The sequence below is a fragment of the Roseibaca calidilacus genome (assembly GCF_001517585.1).
Lineage (GTDB): Bacteria > Pseudomonadota > Alphaproteobacteria > Rhodobacterales > Rhodobacteraceae > Roseinatronobacter > Roseinatronobacter calidilacus.
Genome location: NZ_FBYC01000004.1, coordinates 1,903,844 through 1,924,221, shown reverse-complemented (window position 1 = coordinate 1,924,221; position 20,378 = coordinate 1,903,844). Strand labels below are relative to the sequence as shown.

22 protein-coding genes are annotated in these 20,378 nt (G+C 60.6%); 7 read left to right on the top strand and 15 right to left on the bottom strand.

Going from position 1 to position 20,378, the window contains the following annotated elements:
* Positions 1–114: 114 nt before the first annotated feature.
* Both AWT76_RS13020 and phaR read left to right on the top strand, forming a co-directional pair.
* A complete protein-coding gene (locus AWT76_RS13020) occupies positions 115–558 on the top strand; it encodes a phasin family protein (protein ID WP_072246724.1) in 444 nt (147 codons plus the stop codon).
* A 144-nt stretch (positions 559–702) separates the two neighbouring features.
* On the top strand, positions 703–1,242 hold the full coding sequence (gene phaR, locus AWT76_RS13015) for a polyhydroxyalkanoate synthesis repressor PhaR (RefSeq protein WP_072246723.1): 540 nt from the start codon (positions 703–705) through the stop codon (positions 1,240–1,242).
* Between the two features lie 3 nt (positions 1,243–1,245).
* Here phaR and AWT76_RS13010 read toward each other — a convergent pair whose 3' ends face one another.
* The 9 genes from AWT76_RS13010 to AWT76_RS12970 form a co-directional block, all read right to left on the bottom strand.
* Positions 1,246–2,541: an NAD(P)/FAD-dependent oxidoreductase gene (locus tag AWT76_RS13010; protein WP_072246722.1), complete on the bottom strand. Its 1,296-nt coding sequence runs from the start codon at positions 2,539–2,541 to the stop codon at positions 1,246–1,248.
* Positions 2,538–3,893, bottom strand: a complete 1,356-nt coding sequence (locus tag AWT76_RS13005; RefSeq protein WP_072246721.1) for a glutamine synthetase family protein — start codon at positions 3,891–3,893, stop codon at positions 2,538–2,540. Before AWT76_RS13005 ends, AWT76_RS13010 begins: the two co-directional genes overlap by 4 nt.
* Entirely contained in the window at positions 3,890–4,576 is a 687-nt protein-coding gene (locus AWT76_RS13000) for a type 1 glutamine amidotransferase (RefSeq protein ID WP_072246720.1), read from the bottom strand. The genes AWT76_RS13005 and AWT76_RS13000 overlap by 4 nt, the downstream gene beginning before the upstream one ends.
* A gap of 96 nt (positions 4,577–4,672) precedes the next feature.
* Positions 4,673–5,992: a glutamine synthetase family protein gene (locus AWT76_RS12995; protein WP_072246719.1), complete on the bottom strand. Its 1,320-nt coding sequence runs from the start codon at positions 5,990–5,992 to the stop codon at positions 4,673–4,675.
* A gap of 3 nt (positions 5,993–5,995) precedes the next feature.
* The gene (locus tag AWT76_RS12990; RefSeq protein ID WP_072246718.1) at positions 5,996–6,847 is read right to left on the bottom strand and encodes an ABC transporter permease; all 852 of its coding nucleotides are present in this window, start codon (positions 6,845–6,847) and stop codon (positions 5,996–5,998) included.
* Complete coding sequence (locus AWT76_RS12985) at positions 6,844–7,725, bottom strand: ABC transporter permease (protein ID WP_072246717.1); 882 nt, start codon at positions 7,723–7,725, stop codon at positions 6,844–6,846. Before AWT76_RS12985 ends, AWT76_RS12990 begins: the two co-directional genes overlap by 4 nt.
* 48 nt (positions 7,726–7,773) lie before the next feature.
* On the bottom strand, positions 7,774–8,511 hold the full coding sequence (locus AWT76_RS12980; RefSeq protein WP_072246716.1) for a transporter substrate-binding domain-containing protein: 738 nt from the start codon (positions 8,509–8,511) through the stop codon (positions 7,774–7,776).
* 25 nt (positions 8,512–8,536) lie between these two features.
* Positions 8,537–9,310 carry an ABC transporter ATP-binding protein gene (locus AWT76_RS12975; protein WP_072246715.1) on the bottom strand — a complete coding sequence of 258 codons (774 nt, stop codon included), beginning with the start codon at positions 9,308–9,310 and terminating at the stop codon, positions 8,537–8,539.
* Between the two features lie 108 nt (positions 9,311–9,418).
* Positions 9,419–9,844 (bottom strand): YHS domain-containing (seleno)protein, encoded by a 426-nt coding sequence (locus AWT76_RS12970; protein WP_072246714.1) that lies wholly within the window; start codon positions 9,842–9,844, stop codon positions 9,419–9,421.
* A gap of 132 nt (positions 9,845–9,976) precedes the next feature.
* Between AWT76_RS12970 and ettA the strand changes: the two genes are divergently transcribed.
* From ettA to AWT76_RS16515, 3 genes are all read left to right on the top strand, one after another.
* Positions 9,977–11,632 (top strand): energy-dependent translational throttle protein EttA, encoded by a 1,656-nt coding sequence (gene ettA, locus AWT76_RS12965; protein WP_072246713.1) that lies wholly within the window; start codon positions 9,977–9,979, stop codon positions 11,630–11,632.
* A 185-nt stretch (positions 11,633–11,817) separates the two neighbouring features.
* Positions 11,818–12,243 (top strand): hypothetical protein, encoded by a 426-nt coding sequence (locus AWT76_RS12960; protein WP_141655962.1) that lies wholly within the window; start codon positions 11,818–11,820, stop codon positions 12,241–12,243.
* A complete protein-coding gene (locus AWT76_RS16515) occupies positions 12,230–12,694 on the top strand; it encodes a DUF2335 domain-containing protein (RefSeq protein ID WP_176699399.1) in 465 nt (154 codons plus the stop codon). Before AWT76_RS12960 ends, AWT76_RS16515 begins: the two co-directional genes overlap by 14 nt.
* Positions 12,695–13,007: 313 nt before the next feature.
* Here the strand turns inward: AWT76_RS16515 and AWT76_RS12950 are convergent, their stop codons facing one another.
* Genes AWT76_RS12950 through AWT76_RS12940 form a run of 4 tightly spaced genes read right to left on the bottom strand, consistent with a single transcriptional unit; the run spans position 13,008 to position 17,077 of the window.
* Positions 13,008–13,385: a GtrA family protein gene (locus AWT76_RS12950; RefSeq protein ID WP_072246711.1), complete on the bottom strand. Its 378-nt coding sequence runs from the start codon at positions 13,383–13,385 to the stop codon at positions 13,008–13,010.
* Between the two features lies 1 nt (position 13,386).
* A complete protein-coding gene (locus AWT76_RS17060) occupies positions 13,387–13,527 on the bottom strand; it encodes a hypothetical protein (RefSeq protein WP_218055481.1) in 141 nt (46 codons plus the stop codon).
* On the bottom strand, positions 13,527–14,387 hold the full coding sequence (locus AWT76_RS12945) for a UbiA family prenyltransferase (protein WP_218055480.1): 861 nt from the start codon (positions 14,385–14,387) through the stop codon (positions 13,527–13,529). Before AWT76_RS12945 ends, AWT76_RS17060 begins: the two co-directional genes overlap by 1 nt.
* Positions 14,384–17,077 (bottom strand): acyltransferase family protein, encoded by a 2,694-nt coding sequence (locus AWT76_RS12940; protein ID WP_072246710.1) that lies wholly within the window; start codon positions 17,075–17,077, stop codon positions 14,384–14,386. The genes AWT76_RS12945 and AWT76_RS12940 overlap by 4 nt, the downstream gene beginning before the upstream one ends.
* A 93-nt stretch (positions 17,078–17,170) precedes the next feature.
* Here AWT76_RS12940 and AWT76_RS12935 point away from each other — a divergent pair, with 93 nt between their 5' ends.
* Positions 17,171–17,803, top strand: coding sequence for a haloacid dehalogenase-like hydrolase (locus AWT76_RS12935; protein WP_072246709.1), 633 nt, complete (start codon positions 17,171–17,173; stop codon positions 17,801–17,803).
* A gap of 195 nt (positions 17,804–17,998) precedes the next feature.
* On the top strand, positions 17,999–18,283 hold the full coding sequence (locus AWT76_RS12930) for a hypothetical protein (RefSeq protein WP_072246708.1): 285 nt from the start codon (positions 17,999–18,001) through the stop codon (positions 18,281–18,283).
* Positions 18,284–18,342: 59 nt separating this feature from the next.
* Here AWT76_RS12930 and AWT76_RS12925 read toward each other — a convergent pair whose 3' ends face one another.
* Both AWT76_RS12925 and AWT76_RS12920 read right to left on the bottom strand, forming a co-directional pair.
* Positions 18,343–19,107, bottom strand: a complete 765-nt coding sequence (locus AWT76_RS12925) for a sulfotransferase family 2 domain-containing protein (RefSeq protein WP_407071418.1) — start codon at positions 19,105–19,107, stop codon at positions 18,343–18,345.
* A 13-nt stretch (positions 19,108–19,120) separates the two neighbouring features.
* Complete coding sequence (locus AWT76_RS12920; RefSeq protein WP_082700203.1) at positions 19,121–20,245, bottom strand: capsular polysaccharide export protein, LipB/KpsS family; 1,125 nt, start codon at positions 20,243–20,245, stop codon at positions 19,121–19,123.
* Between the last annotated feature and the right edge of the window lie 133 nt (positions 20,246–20,378).

The following is a 20,378-nucleotide window of genomic DNA, read 5'->3' as shown; positions in this document are numbered from 1 at the left end:
AAAATGCTGCATCGCAGAAAAAAAAGTTGAAATGCTGCACCGCAGCATGCATATTGTTTGCAGAGGCAGGAAACATGATGGGACCTGCCGGAAGATTTCGCTAGGAGAAGCACAATGGCTACCACCACCGACTACACCAAAATGATGAAAGACATGATGGGCGCAATGCCGATGGACACCACCGCGTTCACCGACATGTTCAAGACCCAAGCCGCTTTGGGCGAGAAGATGAGCAAGGTCGCTCTGGAAGCTGCCGAAAAGTCGACCGAAGTTTCGACCAAATGGACCAAGGCAACGCTGGCAAAAGCTGGTGAGCTGTCGACCGCCAAGGAAGACCCGGCTGACTACACCAAAGCCATGACCGATTTCGCGTCGGCTTCGGCTGAAACCGCTGCTGAACATGTCGCTGCATTCGCTGAAATCGCGAAAAAAGTGCAGATGGACACCGTCGAGCTGCTGATGGCTGCTGGCAAAGACATGCAGGAAGAAACCACTGCTGCTGTCAAGAAAGCCACCGACACGGCCACGAAAGCAACGAAAGCCGCAACCGCCAAGTAAGGCGCTTCGGTTCTCTCCCTTGCGGATCTGTTCCTCCCGACAGTTGACCGCAACTAAAGGGTGCGCATGACATGCGCGCCCTTTTCTTTTGTTTCATACTCCCCTAGGCTCTGCTGCACTGCAAAACCCAAGGGAGGGGTCCTCGTGGCACAAGACGCAAAACCGCTGCTGATAAAGCGCTATGCCAGCCGCAGGCTGTATAACACCGAAACCAGCGATTACGTCACGCTCGAGGATATTGCAGGCTTCATCCGTGACGGGCGCGAGGTGCAGATCGTCGATCTGAAATCTGGCGACGACCTGACGCGGCAATACCTGCTTCAGATCGTGGCAGAGCATGAAAGCCGTGGCGAAAGCGTGTTGCCGATCGACGTGCTGACCGATCTTGTGCGCAGCTACACCACGCAGGCGCAAAGCGTCGTACCGCAATTCCTTGCCATGTCCTTCGAGATGCTGCGCGAGGGGCAATCGCAGATTGTCGATAATATGACGCGCGCGAACCCGATGTCCGCCATGCCCGGTTTTGAGGAAATGCAGCGCCAGCAGCAAGCTTTCATGAAGTCCATGATGGCGGGTTGGCCCGGTGTCAAAGAGCCTGACACGGCGAGCAGTGGCGACGATCTGGACGACATCAAGAAACAGCTTGCCGAATTGCAGGAAAAGCTGTCGAAAATGAACAAGTAGCGTTCAAATCCCCAAGCGGTCGCGCAGGCTGAACCATGTCATGGCCAAGGCCAAAAGCGGGTTACGCAGCGCCCGCCCGCCGGGAAAGGCAGGCAGCGGCAGGCGCGCCACAAGGTCGAAGCGCTCGGATTGGCCTGCAACGGTTTCTGCCATGATACGTCCGGCCAGCGTGGCCAGGGCCACGCCGTGGCCCGAATAGCCCGATGCCGATAGGATATTGGGCGCAACCCGCCGGAAGCAGGGCAGGCGGGTCATGGTGATCGCCAATGTGCCGCCCCATGCATGGGTAATGCGCGTGTCGGCCAGTTGCGGAAACACCTGCAACATGGGTTTGCGCACGGTGCGCAGAATGTCGGGAAAGCGGTAGCCATAGCTTTCCCCGCCGCCAAACAGCAGCCGGTTGTCTTGGGACAGGCGGAAATAGTTGATGACGAACTTGCTGTCGGCCACGGCATGATTGCGCGTCAGCACGGTGCCTTCGGGCAGCGGTTCGGTGGCGATGATGAAATTGTTGATCGGCATGACCCGGGCCGCCACTTGCGGCACCAGTCCGCCTAGATAGCCATTCGCAGCCAAGATCACATGATCGGCCTGCACATGCCCGCTCTGGGTGCGGATGATGGGTTTTGCCCCCGGCTCTATCGCCACCACAAGAGCGTTTTCATGGATCACCGCGCCCGCCGCAAGGGCCGCGCGTGCAAGCCCAAGCGCATAGCGCAACGGGTGCAAATGACCTGCGCCATGGTCCAGAATGCCGCCCTGATAGGCCGGGGACTGCACGATCTGCTGTATCTGTGCGCGGTCCAGCGCCTCTATATCCGTATAGCCGTAATCTCGCGCCAGTTTCTCGGCATATGCGTGGCTGTGGCGCGCACCGCTGGCCTGCCAATCGGCATGGATAACACCGGGTGAAATAGGGCTGTCGATGCCATGATGCGCAATCAGCTCATGCACCAGATCGCGCGCGTCCAGCCCCATCTGCCACAGCGCGCGGGCATCTTCATGCCCGACCATGCGTTCGATTGCGTCTTGCTCTATGCGCTGGCCCGGACCGATCTGCCCGCCATTGCGCCCGGACGCGCCAAACCCCACGCGGTGGGCTTCCAGCAAGCGCACCGAATAGCCGCGCTGCGCCAAATGCAGCGCAGCCGATAGCCCGGTATAGCCACCCCCGATAATGCAGACATCCGCTTGCACAGCCCCCCGAAGCGACGCTTGCAAGGGCAAAGGTGTTGCAGTTTCTGCGTAGTAGCTTGGCGGATACTGCCCGGCGCGATCATTGGCAAATAGCAGGTTCATACGTTCAACAGCAGATGCTCACGTTCCCACGGGCTGATGACCTGCAAGAACTCGTGGTATTCGTCGCGTTTCACGGCGGCGTAGGTCTTGCAGAATTCCGGTCCCAGAATATCGTGCAGCGCGCTCGCATCTTCGAACAGCGACACCGCATCGCCCAAAGTGCGGGGCAGTTCATCCTCGTCCATATAGGCGTTGGTGCGGCATTCCTCGCGCGGGCTGTGTTGTTCGATCAGCCCCAGATACCCACAGGCCAAAGAGGCCGCGATACCAAGATAAGGGTTGCAATCCATGCCCGCCAGCCGGTTTTCTACCCGCCGCGAAGATGGTGAGGAGATTGGCACGCGTAGCCCTGTCGTGCGATTGTCATGCCCCCATTCCAGATTGATGGGGGCCGCGAAATCGGGGACGTAGCGGCGGTAGCTGTTTACATAGGGCGCGATCAACGCGACAGCACGGGGCAGGTGCCGCTGCAAGCCGCCAATGAAATGCAGGAATGTGTCTGTGCTGGCGCCCGCATCGGTTGAAAACAGGTTCTGCCCGGTGGCCATATCCAGCACCGAATGGTGAATATGCATGGCGCTGCCCGGCTCGCCCTCTATTGGCTTGGCCATGAAGGTGGCGAACATGTCGTGGCGCAGCGCCGCCTCGCGGATCATGCGTTTGAAGTAAAACACCTGATCGGCCAGCACCAACGGGTCGCCATGGGCCAGATTGATTTCCACCTGCCCGGCGCCGCCCTCTTGCAAGATGCCGTCAATCTCCAGCCCCATGGCTTCGGCAAAATCGTAAATGTCGTCAATGACTTTGCCGTATTCATCCACCGCCGACATGGAATAGGCCTGCCGCGCCGCCGCGCGCCGACCCGTCCGGCCCATAGGCGGGATGATCGGCATGTTCGGGTCCGTGTTGCGCCCGACGAAGAAGAACTCCATCTCTGGTGCGACAACCGGCTGCCAGCCTTTGTCATTGTATAGTTTCAAAACACGCTTGAGCACGTTGCGCGGCGCGGTCGATATGGGCGCGCCGTCGGCATCCTCTGCATCGTGGATGATCTGTAGGGTCCAGTCCGCGGTCCATGGTGCCGCCGTCGCGGTGCTGAAATCGGGCCGCATGATCATGTCAGGTTCCAGATCGGCCCCGTCGCGGAAATCTGCCCAACCGCCCGTGATGGTTTGCAGGAAAATAGAGGTCGGCAGATAGTATTTTGCGCTGTCATCGAATTTGAACGCGGGCATGGCCTTGCCGCGCGCGACACCGGCCATGTCGGCGATGATGCATTCCACCTCGTCCAGCCTGCGGCCTTCCAAGTAATCGCGCGCCGCTTGCGGAATCTGATCCTGCCAGGAACTCATGCGCGCACACCCGCATGTTGTTTGAAAAACGCCGCAATACGATCTGCCATCGCGCGGCTGTCGGCGCGGCCCAGACCGGCCTGCGCCTGCTGCAAAAGCGGGTCCGGCACCACGCCGGGGCCGCGATGGTCGATCAACCCTTGAATGACACCATCCTCGAATTCGGGATGGGCTTGAACAGAGAAGCCGCGCCCCGGATACAGCAGTGCGGCATGGGCGCAGAACGCATTGCTGGCCACGGTCTGCGCGCCATCGGGCGGCGTGATGACCTGGTCCTGATGCCAGGCATTCAGCCGCACTGGCCCGGTATCGAAGCTGTAATCCTGCGCGCCGACAGCCCAGCCACCGGCGTATTTCGCAACCTTGCCCCCCAGTGCCTGCGCCATGATCTGATGCCCGAAACAGATACCGACCACCGGCACATCGGCGGCAAAAGCATCGCGGATGAACTGTTCCAGAACCGGGATGAAAGCGTGGTCTTCATAGACCCCGTGGCGCGAGCCGGTCACAAGCCAACCATCGGCGTCCGACACGCTGTTCGGGAACACCATGTCCTCGACATGCCATGCCTGAAAAGCAAAGCCTTGCCCATCCAGCAGGCGCATGAACATGGGCGGGTATTGCCCGGTTTGCGCGCTCATCTCATCGGGCAGGCGCCCGCATTCGAGGATACCGATCTTCATCGCCTAGAGTCTTTCAGGGTTGCCAATATCTGACGCTATCGCGCACCCGCGTCGCCCGCAAGCCCAGTGACAAGGTCCGCCACCTGCGGCGGGTGGCTAGACGCTATCAAGGTATAGCATGGCCAGCTCTTGCGGTTCCATCGCGGCGAGGGCCGCGATTTCCTGCCGCTTGGTGCGGGTGAAATTGTCGATCAGCCGGTGCGGGAACAGCCGTGGCATAGCATCAGACGCGGCAAAGCGTGCGACCGCATCCTCCCAGTCTGCAGGGATCTGGGGCAGATTCTGCGCATAGGCATTGCCGGTCAGCGGGAGCGGCGGGGCGATCTGGTCGGCAAGACCCAGCTCCATCCCGCCCAGAATAGCGGCCAGCACCAGATAGGGGTTGGTATCGCCGCCGGGCACCCGGTGTTCCAGCCGTCGCGCGGCGGGCGGGCCATTGGGCACCCGGACCGATGCGGTGCGGTTTTCATAGGCCCAGCCAATGCCGGTGGGCGCATGGGCGCCCGGCACCAGCCGATCATAGCCGCCCGCATGGGGGGCAAAGATAAGCGTCGCATCCGCCATCGTCGCCAGCAGCCCACCAATGGCATGCCGCAGCGCATCCGACCCGCGCGCCGTGCCATCATCGAATATATTGCGCCCGTCGCGGTCCAACAGCGAGGCATGGACATGCAGCCCGCTGCCCGATGCGTCGGGGTAAGGCTTGGCCATGAAACTGGCGGCAAAGCCATGCGCCCGCGCCAGCCGGCGCACCAGCAGCTTGAACAACCATGTGTCATCGGCCATGCGCATTGGGTCGGCGCCGTGGTTCAGGTTGATCTCGAACTGGCCCGGCCCGGCCTCTGATGTGGCAGTCTCGGCGTCAATGCCCAAGGCTTCGCAGCCTGCATAAAGCGCATCAAAGAACGGGTTGAACGTGTCCATCACCTGCATCGAAAGCGTTGCCGCGCCCCAACTGCGCCGCCCCGTGGTCGGGTTGACCGGGGGCTGAAAGCGGCCGCTGCTATCGTCGATCAGGTAGAATTCCAGCTCTGTCGCGGTCACGGCGGTCAGACCGCGCGCGGCCAGCCGGTCGATTATCGCGGCCAGCGCATGGCGCGCGTCGCCCGCAAAGGGGTGGTCCCCTTCATCGTGCATGGCCATGGGCAGCATCGCGGCCTCTGGCCCGATCCACGGCATGGGCAAAAGCCCGCGCGCGGTGGGGCGCAGAAAGCCATCTGCATCGCCTGTTTCGAACACAAGCGGGCTGTCGGCGATATCATTGCCCAGTATGTCCAGATTGAGCGCCGAGAGCGGCATCTTCACCTGCCCCGCCATCAGCTTGGGCAAGGCGCTGGCAGGCATCCGCTTGGCGCGGGCAATTCCGTTCAGATCAGGGATGACCACACGAATCTGGCGTAAAGAATCTGGGTCCATGGCTTAACGAATATATTGCGGGCGGAACCGGAACCGCACGCGCCGGGCCCGTGGCAAATGCCGGTTCAAATGCCGCCCTGCCAACCCGTAAAGGCCGACGATCACCAATGTCAGGGCCACGAAATAGGCTGCGACCAGCGGATAGGCCACGAAGGGGTTGAAGGTCTGGTCCACGAAGTAGCGGGCGTAATAGAATGCCTCGCCCACCTGTTGGCGCGCGGGGAAAGCGGACAGGAACACCAGCGTAGTGGAATGGGTCAGGAAGATCGCCTCATTCGTGTAGCTGGGCCATGCCAGCCGCAGCATATTTGGAAAGATCACCCGGCGAAACTTGGTCCAGCCATGCATTCCGTAAGCATCCGCGGCTTCCAGATCGCCTTTCGGGATGGATTGCAGGGCCCCATGGAACAATTCGGCGGAATAGGCGGTGGTGTTCAGCACCAGCACGAACAGCCCGCCCACCTGCGCCGTGGTCAGCGCAGATGTGTCGACCGTCAGCGTGATGAATCCCAGCGGAATGTCGATGCCGTTCCGGGGCAAGAGCACGAAAGCCGCATAAAAGAAAAAGAACTGGATAAAGAGCGGTGAGCCGCGAAACACGAAAATGAACAGACCCGCAAGGCGCGACAGCCACGGGATATCGCTAAAGCGTGCCATGGCCACGGCAACCGCCAGCCCAAAGCCGATGGCGATGGCAAGAGCGGCGAAGTAGATGTTCCACATCAGGCCCGAACCGATCAGGAACACCTGATCGCAAAAGGTAATGTCCAAACCCCGCGGCAAAAGCCGTTCGCCATAGTCACGGCCAAGCGCGCGCAGGCCATAAGCCTCGAAGCTCTCCCAACAGGTTCTCATGCGCCCGCCTTTCGCAGCCGTTCACCCGCAGCGGTGGCTTGGCCATGCGACAGCCGGCGGCTTAGCCACGCGAAGACCCGTTCGCTGGCCCATGTCAGGAACAGGTAAAACACCAGCAGCGACAGAAAATACCACATCCGCCAATCGGGGTGCGGGTAGCTGTAAAGCGAGGTTTTCTGCCCGCCCAACTCGCGCGCCCAATAGACGATGTCTTGCAGCCCCAGCAGGAACAGAAGCGGAGTCGCCTTTATCAGGATTTGCCAGATATTCGACAGGCCGGGCAGCGCATAGACCCACATCTGCGGCAGCACCACGCGGCGAAAGGTTTGGGCGCGGGTCATGCCATAGGCTTCGGCGGTTTCCACTTGGGCGTGCGGCACGGCCTGCATGGCACCGTGCAGCGTATTGGCCACGAAAGCGCCAAAGACCAGCGCAAAGGCCAGCACCGCCATGCCAAAGGAATAGGCGTTATACATCCATTGCGGCGACCCGTTGGGCGGCAGTTTGGCCTCTGGGCAGACAAGGAAATCAGTGCCTTGGCGGATCGGCTCTGTCCATTCGGGGCAGCGCGCCTGATGCAGCATCCATTCCAGCCCCTGCCCAAGGGCGATCGGCACGAACAGGAAGAACACGATATCGGGCACGCCACGCACGATATTGACGTAGACTTTGCCGAACCAGACCAAGGGCGCGATGCGCGCCCGCAGGGCCAACGCGCCCAGCATGCCCATGCCAAGCGACATGGGTGCGGTGACGGCCAGCAGCACCATCACCAGAAAAAACGCCCAATAAAAGTTCTGATGTGTCGCCGAGGTCAGGTAACAGGCGAACCAGTCGAAACCTTCAAGGACCGAAGGGTCAGAGCAAAAGCCGAACATGCGCGCGGGCAGGGGGGCAGGGCCGACCGGCGGCCCCGCCCGTTTGCCTTACTCGAACAGCGGCGTTTCTTCGCCAAACCATTTGGTAATCATGGCGTTCAGCGACCCGTCGGCTTTCATCTCGGCAATCACGCCGTCGAAGGTGGCGCGCAACTCGTCATCGCTTTGGCGGGTGCCAACACCGATCCCGTCGCCCAGCAGCACGTCATCGCCAAGAAAGACCAGTTCCCCTGCCGAGTCGGTCACATAGGGTTCCAGAAACGCCTTGTCGGCCAGAACCGCGTCAACTTCGCCGTTGCGCAGCGCCGCGATGGTTTCGTCTGGCGTCGGGAATTCCAGCAGGTCCGCGTCTGATTCCGCGATATAGCCTGCCTGAATGGTGCCAGACTGCGCGGCCACCACGCCCGACATGGTCACGTCGGCATCGGTGCCTTCCAGCGCGACAAAGGCCGAGGGTTCGGGTTGCAGGTAGTTCTGGCTGAACGAGATGACTTCCTTGCGGGCTTCGGTAATGCTCATACCCGCCATGATCGTGTCGTAGTTGCCCGAGACCAGATTGGGAATGATCGTGTCCCAATCGTTGATGACCCATTCGCAGGTCAGTTCGGCGCGGGCACAGATTTCATCACCCAATTCGCGCTCGAACCCGTCCAGTTCGCCCGTGGCGTCGTTGATGAAGTTATATGGAGGGTAAGCGCCTTCAGAACCCATGCGCACCACGTCTTGTGCAAAAGCGGCGCTTGCGCCGAAGGCCGCCAGCGACAGGCCAAGGATCAGTTTTTTCATGTCATTACTCCCGGTTGGTTTAGGGCTAGTTGGGTTGACTGTGGCTGAGGAACTGCTTCAGCCGCTCGGATTGCGGATTGCCGAACAGGGTGTCGGGTGGCCCCTCTTCCACGATGCGGCCATCATGCAGGAACACGACATGGTTGGACACATCGGCGGCCATGCGCATGTCATGGGTTACAATCAGCATGGTGCGCCCTTCTTGGGCCAGTGCCCGGATCACGCGCACCACTTCTTGTTCCAGTTCAGGATCCAGCGCCGAGGTCGGTTCATCGAACAACAAGGCGCGCGGTTCCATGCACAGCGCGCGGGCAATCGCGGCGCGTTGTTGCTGCCCGCCCGATATTTGCGCGGGGTAGACATTGGCCTTGTCGCCAATGCCGACTTTGTCCAACAGCGCGCGGGCGCGCGGCTCGACAATCGCGCGATCCTGTTTCAGCACATGCAGCGGCGCTTCCATGACGTTTTGCAACACGCTCAGATGCGACCACAGGTTGAAGCTTTGAAACACCATCGACAGGTTGGTGCGAATGCGCGTCACCTGCGCGCGGTCGGCAGGTTGGCGATGGCCGCCTGTGCCGCGCCAGCGCACGGGTTCGCCTTCGAACAGGATGTCGCCTTGCTGGCTGTCTTCCAGCAGGTTGCAGCAGCGCAAAAGAGTGGACTTGCCCGACCCGGACGACCCGATCAGCGAAATCACGTCGCCTTTCTGCGCGGTCAGGCTGACCCCTTTCAGCACCTCCAGCGGCCCATAGGCCTTGTGCAGGTCGCGGATCTCGATAACGGGCGTGTCGGGCATGTGACCTTGCTGGTTCGAACCTGCCCGCCATTTCTGCCTAAAAACACGGCAATGGCAAGGGCGCTTTCGCCCCTTGCCCCCGACTGACCTGACGTCGCGCCCGTCTGCCTAGTTGTTGCGCAGACCCGGCCAGTTGGCATCGGCCCGTCGGATAAAGCCCGGAATGTCCCGTTCCCAACGGCGTTGGATTCGTCGGTTCGCGTTCAGATACAGCTTTCCGTCCACGATCGCCCAGGCGTCCGGGTCCACCGGGGCCAGGTAGCCCTCGGCCACCGCCCAGGCGCAGTTGCCCCCGTATTGCGGGGCGTAAGCTGCGGGCGCGGCGGCAAAGGCATCCCTGTTGGCCGCCGATGCGAAATGCCAGCGTTTGCCGTCCCAATCGAACGCATAGGCCGGATCACCCCGGCGCGGGGTACCTTCGGTGAAATAGGCCACCGGGTCATGGCCATCGAGCACGGGGGTCGCTTGGGCAAACAGGTGCGACGCGGGCAGGGCCAGCAGCGAAGCGGCCAGAACGGCGCGGCGAGAAATCATTTTATCCTCCATAGTGACTGCTGAACCCTACGCAACGGCGTCAAAGATCATAACATCACCCTTGTGTGATTTGCTTGCGACAGACCCTGTGCGGCTGTAGGTGTCGGGCCAAACAGATCAGGAGCAAATGCCATGGCGTCGTATCAATATGTCTACCACATGGATGGCGTGTCCAAGACCTACCCGGGTGGCAAGAAGTGTTTTGAAAATATCCGCCTGTCTTTCCTGCCCGGGGTGAAAATCGGCGTGGTGGGCGTGAACGGCGCGGGCAAATCCACGCTTCTGCGCATCATGTCCGGGGCTGACAAGGATTTCACCGGCGAGGCATGGGCGGCCAAGGGCGCCAAGGTCGGCTACCTGCCGCAGGAACCGCATCTGGACCCCGCGCTTGATGTGCGCGGCAATGTCATGCTGGGCGTGGCGGAAAAACAGGCCAAGCTGGAGCGGTATAACGAGCTGGCCATGAACTACTCCGATGAGACCGCAGAGGAAATGGCCGAACTGCAAGACCAGATCGACGCGGAAAACCTGTGGGATCTGGACAGCCAGATCGATGTCGCGCTGGAGGCGTTGCGCTGCCCGCCGGACAACGCGAATGTCGAAACCCTGTCGGGCGGCGAACGCCGCCGCGTGGCGCTTTGCAAGCTGCTTTTGGAAGCGCCCGACATGCTGCTGCTGGACGAACCCACCAACCATCTGGACGCCGAAACGGTCGCATGGCTGCAACAGCACCTGATCGACTACAAGGGCACGATCCTGATCGTGACCCATGACCGTTACTTCCTTGATGACATCACCGGCTGGATTCTGGAACTCGACCGTGGCCGCGGCATTCCTTACGAGGGCAACTATTCCTCGTGGTTGGAGCAAAAGGCCAAGCGCTTGGCCCAAGAAGCGCGCGAGGACAAATCGCGCCAGAAATCGCTGGAGCGCGAATTGGAATGGATCAGGGCCGGGGCCAAGGCCCGGCAGACCAAATCCAAGGCCCGCATTTCCGCCTATGAGGAAAAGGCCAACCAGTCCGAGCGCGAGAAGGTTGGCCGCGCCCAGATCATCATCCCCAACGGCCCGCGCTTGGGCGGCAAGGTCATCGAAGTGACCGACCTGCGCAAAGGGTTCGAGGACAAGCTGCTGATCGAAAACCTGTCCTTCGCGCTGCCTCCCGGTGGCATTGTCGGCGTGATCGGGCCGAACGGGGCGGGGAAATCGACCCTGTTCCGCATGCTGACGGGGCAGGAGCAGCCCGATGCCGGGACCGTAGAATTCGGCGACACCGTGCAGTTAAGCTATGTGGACCAGTCGCGCGACGCGCTGGATGGCAACAAAACCGTGTGGGAAGAAATCTCGGACGGGTTGGACGTTATTCAACTGGGCGACGCCGAAGTGAACAGCCGCGCCTATTGCTCTGCCTTCAACTTCAAGGGCGGCGACCAGCAGAAGAATGTTGGCCTTCTGTCCGGCGGGGAACGCAACCGCGTGCATATGGCGAAGCTCTTGCGCGCGGGCGGGAATGTGCTGCTCTTGGACGAGCCGACCAACGATCTGGACGTGGAAACCCTGCAAGCGCTGGAAGCCGCGCTGGAAGATTTCGCAGGCTGCGCGGTCATCATCAGCCACGACCGCTTCTTCCTTGACCGCCTCTGCACGCATATTCTGGCCTTCGAGGGCGAGGCGCATGTCGAATGGTTCGAAGGCAACTTCGCGGCCTACGAGGAAGACAAGAAGCGGCGGCTGGGCCCGGACGCGCTGGAGCCGAAGCGGGTGAAGTATAAGAAGTTTACGAGGTGAGGGGTAGCGCGCAACTATTATTGATGCGTCTCAACCATTGATTCAGCGGTTATTGGTATATACCTTCGATAATGTGTGTCGTAACTCCACAAGAATGCGACGGGAGCTAAGGTGTCGGTATGAACCCTCGAGCTGTTAAGGATTCGGACCCTAGAGAGAGCGCTAGGCGTGAAGCAACGATGCGCTTGGCAAAATCCATCAAAATGATGAAAGAAGTAGTAGACAAAGACCTAGCGAAGTCGATGCGAGATGACGTTAGCACCTTTGATGTTTCACCAGCTACCACCGAGGAGCTCGCCAAGATATCGGAGCGATACGTGCATCTAATGAGTGTGCTAGCGGCTATGCGTGAGCAAAGTGAGAAGCTCGCCGAATTGGCGGATGCGCTTGCAATGCCGCATGTAGGAAATGTTGTTGATCGTAAGAGTTCCGAACATTTCAAACGGGCGGCGAAGCTCTCAGATCTTTTCTCAGATATGTATGATAGCTCGATCAATTTGGGCCTCAGCCGTCCAGCGTCGGGCATTCGTGGGGTAATGGAAGACAGGATGAATATTGAAAATTATTTTTCACATGCGGTGAATGAGGCGATATCAGTTGCGCGAAAATGAAAGTGGGTCTGACCAACAGAAGTCGGATGAACACGAAAAAGGGACTGTAACTTCGGCTGAGCCGCAAGGTGATGATGTTGATCTCTCCGAAGTAAACAGTTTGGAGACCGAAGAAGCCGACGAAATCAGGTCCATCGTGCAGTCTGCCATGTATGCGGGTCCGCTACCTCCGCCGCAAATGCTGCATCAATACGAAGCGGTCCTCCCCGGTATGGCTGATAGGATCATGTCGATGGCCGAGAAAGAGCAAGCAATCCGCTCAAGGGACAACGGTTGGTTGGTCTTTAATGATTTTGCTCGCGTTTTTGGGTCCGTTGTTGTTTCTTTGGGCTTAGTTGGCGGAGCGATATATTGTGCTGTCATCGGACAGCCAGCGGTCGCAATAGCATTCGCGGCCTCCGGGCTGGTTCCCCAGATTGTCAAATATTTCAACGGTAAGAAAGATACATAGTTTCATCGCTTTGCTTCGATATGAGCTTGTGTATCCACCCGCCTGCCCCAACCAACACCATCTTGCACCCGCCCCCCCAATCGGCGACAAGTCCCGTGATCCGTTCCAAGGGGCCTGACCCATGCAGACACCTGCCCTGATCCGGGCTGCTCTGGCGGCCTCTGCCGTGTCGGTGCGAAAGAACGCGGCATCCCCTACCAGCGCCTGATCCGCGAGGCGTTAGAGCAAGCGCTCGATTAAACCCACCTCGCACCCGCCCTCTTCGGGGACAAGCTCTGTGCTTCGCGCCTGTCGGGTGTTTTCGCGCGGCCCTTTACCGACGAAATATCACCGCAGCGTTGATCGCATAGTTGAACAGAAAGGCCATGCCGATGCCGGCGCATTTTGCCAAAACCGGTGCAAAGCCCAAGGCGCTTAGCCCCAATGTGCCCCCCATGTTGATGCAAAGCCCGGCCAAAGCCCCAAGGGCAAACGCTGGCAGGCGCTGCAGTCCCGGTTGCACCTGAAACACAAAGCGCGAGGTCAGCGTGTAGTTAACCAAAACGGCAAGTGCGAAACTCGCTGTCCCGGCCAGCGCGATCGGCACGGGAAACTGCAACAACATCGCAAAGCCGCCCAGATCGACCAGAGCCGCCGCGCCGCCGGTCAGGATATAGCGGAAAAAGCGTTGCCGGGGCACAGTTCGGGTCATCCTATGGCGCATGGGACGGATCGGGAATGGTCGCAAAGCCGTGCAAGTCGATGAAATGCTGTTCGGCCAGCATGTCCAGAACCGGTATGTCAAAGATGGTGGTCAAAACGAAGACCAGCGTCGCGGCACCGCTTGCCGCCATCAGGCGAATTTCGGAAAACAGCTTTTCCGGTTTGCGCGCGACCGACCCCGTCTGCACAGATACACGACAATCGGGAACAGCAGCACATATTCGATGCGGTATTTCGCCACGAAGACTGCAAGGAACATCACGCATAAAAGCGCATAGGTCAGGTTTGCCACCGACAGCCGCGCTTCGGTGTAATGGGCAAAAGACTTGCGATAAAGCGCAAGGCGCGCTTGGCCCAAATCTGCCACGATATCGCGGAACTCGGCCAAGCGCTTGGTATTCATCAGGAATGCGCCACCAAACCAAAAGCTGAGCAGAACCGACACTGGCGGCAAGGTGACCGGGTCGATCATGGCCCAGCCCAGCATCAGCCGTAGCGGATTGTTGACGGATTCCGACACCACGTCCAGATAGGGCCGGTCCTTGCTGCGCAGCGGCGGCACGTTATAGACCAGCCCGGCGGCCAGAAAGCACAGGATTGTCACGCCAAACCCGCCATGAATTGCAAAGCCAAGTGCGACTGCCGCAAGCGCCAATGTGCCATACCATGCGTAGACCAGTCGTATATCCAGCGACACCTGCACGGCGGCGCGTTCGGATTTCTCGGGGTGATGGCGGTCGAAATCACGATCAAGCCATTCATTGATGACATAATTCGCCGAAGCCGCACAGATCGCTGCCAGAAACCCCAAGGGGATGTTCAGCAAAGGCTCTCCTTGATCGCCGCGCAGCAACAGCGCCAGTGCAATGCCGGGCAGGATGAACATATGTTTGGTGGAATGGTCAAAGCGGGCCAAGCGCAGGTAGTCTTTGATATTTGCCGCCCGGGCTTGGCGCCGATGCCGCTGTTCAATGCTATCGTCACGGGTCATGTGAAAGGTCTTTCCGGTTTATGTGGGTCGGGACCGTTTCTGCGCGCAGCGGGCGCGCGGCGTGCCGCGATCAGCGCCAGCCCGGCCAGCGGGACCAGCCAGATGATGCGCGCCTGAAACCTGTCATAGGGCGATGCCAGAACCCCGCAAATCGCCGCATTGAGCATGACGCCAAGTAGTAGCGCCGCGCAGACAAGCACCAGTTCGCGTTGCGCGCGGTGCTCTGCGCCCCGATAGAGCGCCTGTCCCAGCACCGCCAGTGCAAGCAGCGTCAAGCCGATGGTGCTGATATGCAGCATCGAGAGCAGGTGCTCTTGTTCGACCACGGCAAGCGTGCGCAATTGTGCTTTCATCCAGTCAGGATAGGCGTCGAAAAGGGCCAGCGCCCTGTCGTCCATGCGCTCCATCAAATAGGCGGGCAGTAGCAGCCCTGCCGGGTCGAACATGACCATTTGGCGCAGGAAGGCAGCTGTTGCGAAATCCAATACCGCGACCGGGTCATCCGCGACAACGGCGCGCGTGAAGGCGAATTGCTCTAGGCTGATGGCTTTTTGCAACTCTGGCGGGCCATCGGCGAAGAAACGCGTGCCCGGTTCGGACCCACCAAACAGGAAGTCGCGCCACTCGATAGGCAGGTGATCGACATACGCGCATAGTCGGAAGCCGACATCTGGACAGGCGCGGCGCAGGTAATCAACGCCCGGCCCGTCATCGACCAGATGTGCGGTCAGATGCGGGCGCGTGACATGGATCGTATCGCTGCCTTGGTTGCGCAGCGTCTTGTGAAGCTGCTCGAACCCTACGACCGCCGTGCAGACCAGCCCGATCATGGCGGCGGTGCGCCACATTGCGGCACTGCGCAAGGGCAACAACAGCACGGCGATGACAAGCGCCGGTGCCAACAGAAGGTGGCTGGTATGCGACAACATCGCAAAGCCGACCAGCGCCAACAGCAAGGTCCGATCCCACCAGCGAAGCGCTTGCCACCCGACCATTAGCGCCGTCAGAGCCAGCACCAGCACCCCCGCCAAGATATCGGGCATGGCCGTGCCAATCGACAGTCCAAGCGGGGTCAACAGCCCCAACGCGCTGAGACCCAGAATAAAGCCCCAGCGCGGTGCCCTGCCAAGCCCATGCGCCAGCAGCAAGGCCGCCGGGTAGGCCACCATCACCGCATGCGCCGCCGCCAGTGACCATAGCCGCCCGGCTTCCAGCCCTGACCAAGCGAAGATCTGGTAGAATATGGACCGCCCGCTGAATTGAAGCGCGGGCGCGGTAGCGCCTGTCGTGTTGCTGTCTTGCGGCAAGGCAGCGGCAGGCGCTGCGTCTGTTGGCACGAGGTCCATGAATGGCATAGACGAAAGTAGCCTCAACATCCCCTCGGGACGGTGCAGGTAAATGGCAGAGTCGTAATAGATGGCGACACCGCCATTTATCAGGGTCGTGGCCATCAGGCCCGCGCTGGCCAACAAGACCCATGGCCAGACCGGCGCGGTGGCGCTGGCGGTCAGGCTGGGCACGCGGGTTAGGCTGCGCAGGCGGGCAAGCTGTTCGCGAATTCGGCCCAACAAGCGCAAGGTTGGTTCGTCCACAACAAGTGTGAACAGATACGCCAAGGCCAGCACCGCAGCCAGATAGGCAGGGAAAAGCAGCAATTCAGGCAGCCCAAGGGTCAGCCTTTCCCACGCAAGGAAAGTATAAAGAATCGGCACATGCACCAAGTATAGCCCGAAGGAAACCCGTCCAAGCCATTGCAGTGGCGCAGTTTTGAACCAGTTTTGCAGGGTCCGAAGCTGAAGCGCCGCCAGCAGAATGAGCGTGGCACCCGCGACGGGTGCCAAGCCCCAAGGGTTGCCCGGATACAAACGGTCCGGCACGAATTCGGGGAGCCAGCTTATTGCAAATCTGCCGCCGGGCGTGCCCAGCATCATCCCCAAGGCCAACGCCAGCAGCCCTGTGACCGGCGGCAACCTCAGCCAGATCCCAGCTTTGTGGCCCTCGTACAAAAGCGCGCCGGTTACGAAACATAGATAGATATCGCGCAGCACCAGCAGGCCCAACAGGGCGAACCCGGCCAATGCGGCAAAGCGCACCCAAGGTCCGAACCCGCCCAGCCAGTAGGCCGCGAACAGGAACAGCGAACCGACCAGTTCCACTTGCATGGCCCACAACACATTGTTGAAAGGTGACATGCCGGTAATGAAACTGCCCGCCAGCCCGTCGTGGATGGCAGCGCCCAAACCGGGCAGCGGCCCTTGGGCCGTGAAGGCCAGCCATTCCGAAGGGGCGTCTAGACTGCGGGCCAGGTTGCCTGCGGCGTTGGGCATCAGTCTAAGCCACAGGTAGGCCAGTAGAATGCTGGCCAAAACAGGCAGCGCCAGCCGCAGGTAGCGCAGCAGCGCGTTCTCCAACAGGTTTGCGTGACGCCGTTCTGCCGCGGCGGCCATGACAAAGCCCGACAGCACGAAAAACACTGCGACTGCGAAAAAACCGTTCCAGAAAACCGCCAGAGGGGTTGCGAGCAACAAGGCAGGCGCTTGGGCGTAATCAGACACCCAGTCGGGATGAAGCATTGCAAGAAAGTGAAATACCACGACAACCAGTGCGGCAACCCCGCGCAACCCGTCAAAGGTCGCGATCCTGCCGATGCCAAGTGTTTTGGCAGGCAATCGAGGAATGTCGCCGACCATGCTCACACTCTGACAATCCACCTTGAGATTAAGGAAACTCTGGCGCGGTATCTATGCAGTTATGTAGGTTTTGGGTAACCATGCTAACAAAAAATGGCGCATCACCATGTCGATTTTGTGCAGATGAACAGCAAACCGGCACTCTATGACGCGGCCGGCCTGTTGGCTGCCTGTCCTGACGCGGTGCTGGCTGTCGATCTGGACGGCACGCTTGTGCCGGGCGACATGTTGCGGCGCGGATTGGTCCAGCTGCTTTGGCGCGCGCCTTGGTCGTCGGTGCTGTTGGCTGCGGCCTTGGCGCAAGGGGGGCGTCCCGGCCTTAAGCGCGCCGTGGCGCAGCGCGCTCCGTTCGATCCTGCGGGCCTGCGCTACAATGCCGCCGTTCTGGCGCTGATCCGCCTATGGCGCGCGGCGGGGCGGCGGGTTGTGCTGGCCACGGCAGCAGAGGACGGCACGGCGCGGGCGATCGCTGGGCATCTGGAGCTTTTTGATGAGGTTCATGCGTCCACCCTTGGCAACAACCTCAAGGGGCGCGACAAGGCAGCTTTTCTGAGCAAGCGCTACGGCGCGCAAGGCTTTGTCTATGTTGGCGACGGGGCCGCTGATCTGCATGTCTGGGCCAAGGCCGCCGGTGCGGTGCTTGTCACGGAAAGCCCGAAATTGCATGCGCAGGTGCGAAAGATGGGTATTCCCATGCTGCGCCTGACCTCCACAGATGGTGCGTGATCCGCGGGCAAGGGGCACGTTGGCCTGCTACCCGATCTTGCACCTGACTGCTCAATCGGCGACAAGCCCCATGATCCTTTCAAAGAGGCCAGTCCCATGCGGATACCCTGACTATGTCTTACCGAAACCCATTGGTGCTCGCCTAGCTTCTATCCTATCACGAACAATGGAACACCCGGCAAGGAAGGACTAGAAGTGAAACGGATCGTTATCATCAATTTCACCGGGTTTCGTGGCAATTGGGGCTGCCAAGCAACCAGTGTCGAATTGGTAAAGTTCATCGCCGGGTGCTTCCCCGAAGGCACGGCGCTAAATTTCAGCTTTGTGCCGCTGCTGCCGTCCTCCAAGGTCGATCTGGCCTATGACCGCCAGCTTGACCGGGTGTTCCAGGCCTTTACCAACGTGGCGCAGGCGGGCGAGGGGGCAGGCGCTTCGCTTGCATTCTTGGAACAGGCTTGCATCGCGCGATATGGGTTCTAGGTCGCCTCGCGCACCTTCGACTTGCTCGTCCCCCGGCTCGAAGTGCACGAACGCGCGGGCTACCAAAGCTCCCGGTAACTTTCCTTGTCATAGCCGAATACGTCGAAATCCGGTTCGCAGGCGTGAAAGACTTCCTCGGCCACCTCATCGGTCATCGGGTGCGCAGAGCCATCGTAACGGCTCGAGACATTCGCTTTGCGGCTAAGCTGAGTAACGGCCCAGTCAGGGTCGAATTCCAGCGCTTCTGCGATCGTCCTGATGCCCTTGTCAAGTTCATGCTCGATCTTGTAAGCGCCCGCCAGCCTGAACTTGGGCTGCTGCAGGACAAGCACCTGCTGGTCCCAGTGCTGGTTGCGCTCCCCCGGCGGCTGGTCAGCCATGTAGCGTACGAAGCTGGCAAATGGCACCAGCTCGCCTTCAGCGGCCCCCGGCAGGCCATGTTTCCGACAATAGGCCCTCGCCTTTTTCAGTTCACCGCGCCGCATGGACCTAGGATAGCCCGAGAGCCGCCCGTAGTCAGAGCCCTTGTGCCCGTCGTAGAACTTGTCCTTCCAGCCGGAATAGACCCGTGCATAGGGGTTGCGGACGAAGGCGAATATCTTGTAGTCGTCGTGGTGAGTGCGGAAATGCAGGTAATCCCTGAGCCGTGCCATGGGAAAACGCCGCGCATTCTTCACCAGCCGATAGCGGCCTGCCGACGGGTCTGAGAGCCCATGGAACTCTCGCATGCCATCGGTCAGAAAGCGCCGTGTGAACGTCGTGAGCACCTTCGGATTGAGCAGAAGCGCCACGCCTCGCTCGCGGTCGACGAAGGTCTTGAACAGGCTGAAATGGCGGTTAGGAATCCTGCGGCCCCTCTATCTTTTTCGTGATCCGACCAAGCTGCGCGGAGTCGATCAGCGCCTTTCCGTCGAAGTCGATGTAATAATCGTGCGCCAGCCAGGTCAGAAAGCGCGCGCGCAAGTCGCCATCATGGCCGAGCGCGTCCGGATCAGCCAGAAGCTGTGCGAGCTCCTGCGGGCTGCCCGCTGGATGCGCCACCCCCTCGAAGGCGAAGAAGGCCTCGCCGGTGACGATTACCGGCTTGTCGAAGAACATAGCTTGGAGCCCCATCGAGCTGTTCACGGTCAGAACTCCCGCGCTCGCTTCGAGCTGGGCGAAGCTGTCGCGCGCGTTGTCGAGCTCCAGCCGCGCGCCCGCCGCGATATGCCGCTCGATGCGCGCGCGGACGGAGCGTTTCGCCGAAGGGTGCTCCTTGAGCCGCAGATGCCAGCCTTCGGGTAGGGCCGCCGAGGCCTCCGCCAGCGCGTCGATGAACCCCTCCAGCCCGCCGCACCAGCCGGCAAAGAGGATCATCTGGCTGTCATCGGGCACCTGCAAGGGTACGAAGAGAAAACGCGCGTCCTCGGGGAGCGGCGCGTCGCTCTGGCCGACGTCGCGTCGCCGCGGCTGACGCGCCTCGAAAGCCTCGCGGAGCCCTGCGAGCAGCTCATAATTAGGGGCAACCGCGTCATAGGCCTCCCACCGTCGCGGGACCGAGTTTTCCGCGTTCACGCCTTGCGCGTCCAAAGTCCAGCGGCCCGGCAGCGGGGCCAGCTCAGCGAAGAGCGTCGGCGCGCCGGCATCGCGTGCGCCTTCAATGAAGGCCCGCCGCGTGCCTGTCAGTCCCTGCCAGCACATAGCCACGGCTCCGGGCCTCGCGGAAAACCAGCGCCGCGCCCAGTTGTAACGCCCCTTGAGGAACGCTCGCTTCAACGCCCTACCTAATGTTCCGCGCGGCTGTTTCTTGGCCCGGCCCAGACATTCTTCCGCTCGCGCCGCCGTCTCGGGGTAGCCCCGGATCGATATGGGCCATGACGCCAAGGACTGCCCGTACCCAAGCCTTCTGGCCACAGCTCTGAATAAGGCCTGTTTCTCGGCATTGGGCTCTGCCAGATAGGCGATAATGCGCTGCGATTTCATCCTCTGTCCATTAGGCAAGACTGCGCCGTTCGTCAAGATTGAAGCTTAACTCGCGGCAATCGTTGTTCGAATCGGTTGGCGAAGATTTCAGCTCATAGAGGCGTCATCCGGCAAGTCCGCTCATCGTATGGGC

Coding starts and splice junctions, on each gene's coding strand:
- AWT76_RS13020 (WP_072246724.1), top strand. CDS start 115: ATGGCTACCACCACCGACTACACCAAAATGATGAAAGACATGATGGGC.
- AWT76_RS13010 (WP_072246722.1), bottom strand. CDS start 2,541: ATGAACCTGCTATTTGCCAATGATCGCGCCGGGCAGTATCCGCCAAGC.
- AWT76_RS13005 (WP_072246721.1), bottom strand. CDS start 3,893: ATGAGTTCCTGGCAGGATCAGATTCCGCAAGCGGCGCGCGATTACTTG.
- AWT76_RS13000 (WP_072246720.1), bottom strand. CDS start 4,576: ATGAAGATCGGTATCCTCGAATGCGGGCGCCTGCCCGATGAGATGAGC.
- AWT76_RS12995 (WP_072246719.1), bottom strand. CDS start 5,992: ATGGACCCAGATTCTTTACGCCAGATTCGTGTGGTCATCCCTGATCTG.
- AWT76_RS12990 (WP_072246718.1), bottom strand. CDS start 6,847: ATGAGAACCTGTTGGGAGAGCTTCGAGGCTTATGGCCTGCGCGCGCTT.
- AWT76_RS12985 (WP_072246717.1), bottom strand. CDS start 7,725: ATGTTCGGCTTTTGCTCTGACCCTTCGGTCCTTGAAGGTTTCGACTGG.
- AWT76_RS12980 (WP_072246716.1), bottom strand. CDS start 8,511: ATGAAAAAACTGATCCTTGGCCTGTCGCTGGCGGCCTTCGGCGCAAGC.
- AWT76_RS12975 (WP_072246715.1), bottom strand. CDS start 9,310: ATGCCCGACACGCCCGTTATCGAGATCCGCGACCTGCACAAGGCCTAT.
- AWT76_RS12970 (WP_072246714.1), bottom strand. CDS start 9,844: ATGATTTCTCGCCGCGCCGTTCTGGCCGCTTCGCTGCTGGCCCTGCCC.
- ettA (WP_072246713.1), top strand. CDS start 9,977: ATGGCGTCGTATCAATATGTCTACCACATGGATGGCGTGTCCAAGACC.
- AWT76_RS12950 (WP_072246711.1), bottom strand. CDS start 13,385: ATGACCCGAACTGTGCCCCGGCAACGCTTTTTCCGCTATATCCTGACC.
- AWT76_RS17060 (WP_218055481.1), bottom strand. CDS start 13,527: ATGGCGGCAAGCGGTGCCGCGACGCTGGTCTTCGTTTTGACCACCATC.
- AWT76_RS12945 (WP_218055480.1), bottom strand. CDS start 14,387: ATGACCCGTGACGATAGCATTGAACAGCGGCATCGGCGCCAAGCCCGG.
- AWT76_RS12940 (WP_072246710.1), bottom strand. CDS start 17,077: ATGGTCGGCGACATTCCTCGATTGCCTGCCAAAACACTTGGCATCGGC.
- AWT76_RS12935 (WP_072246709.1), top strand. CDS start 17,171: ATGGCGCATCACCATGTCGATTTTGTGCAGATGAACAGCAAACCGGCA.
- AWT76_RS12920 (WP_082700203.1), bottom strand. CDS start 20,245: ATGAAATCGCAGCGCATTATCGCCTATCTGGCAGAGCCCAATGCCGAG.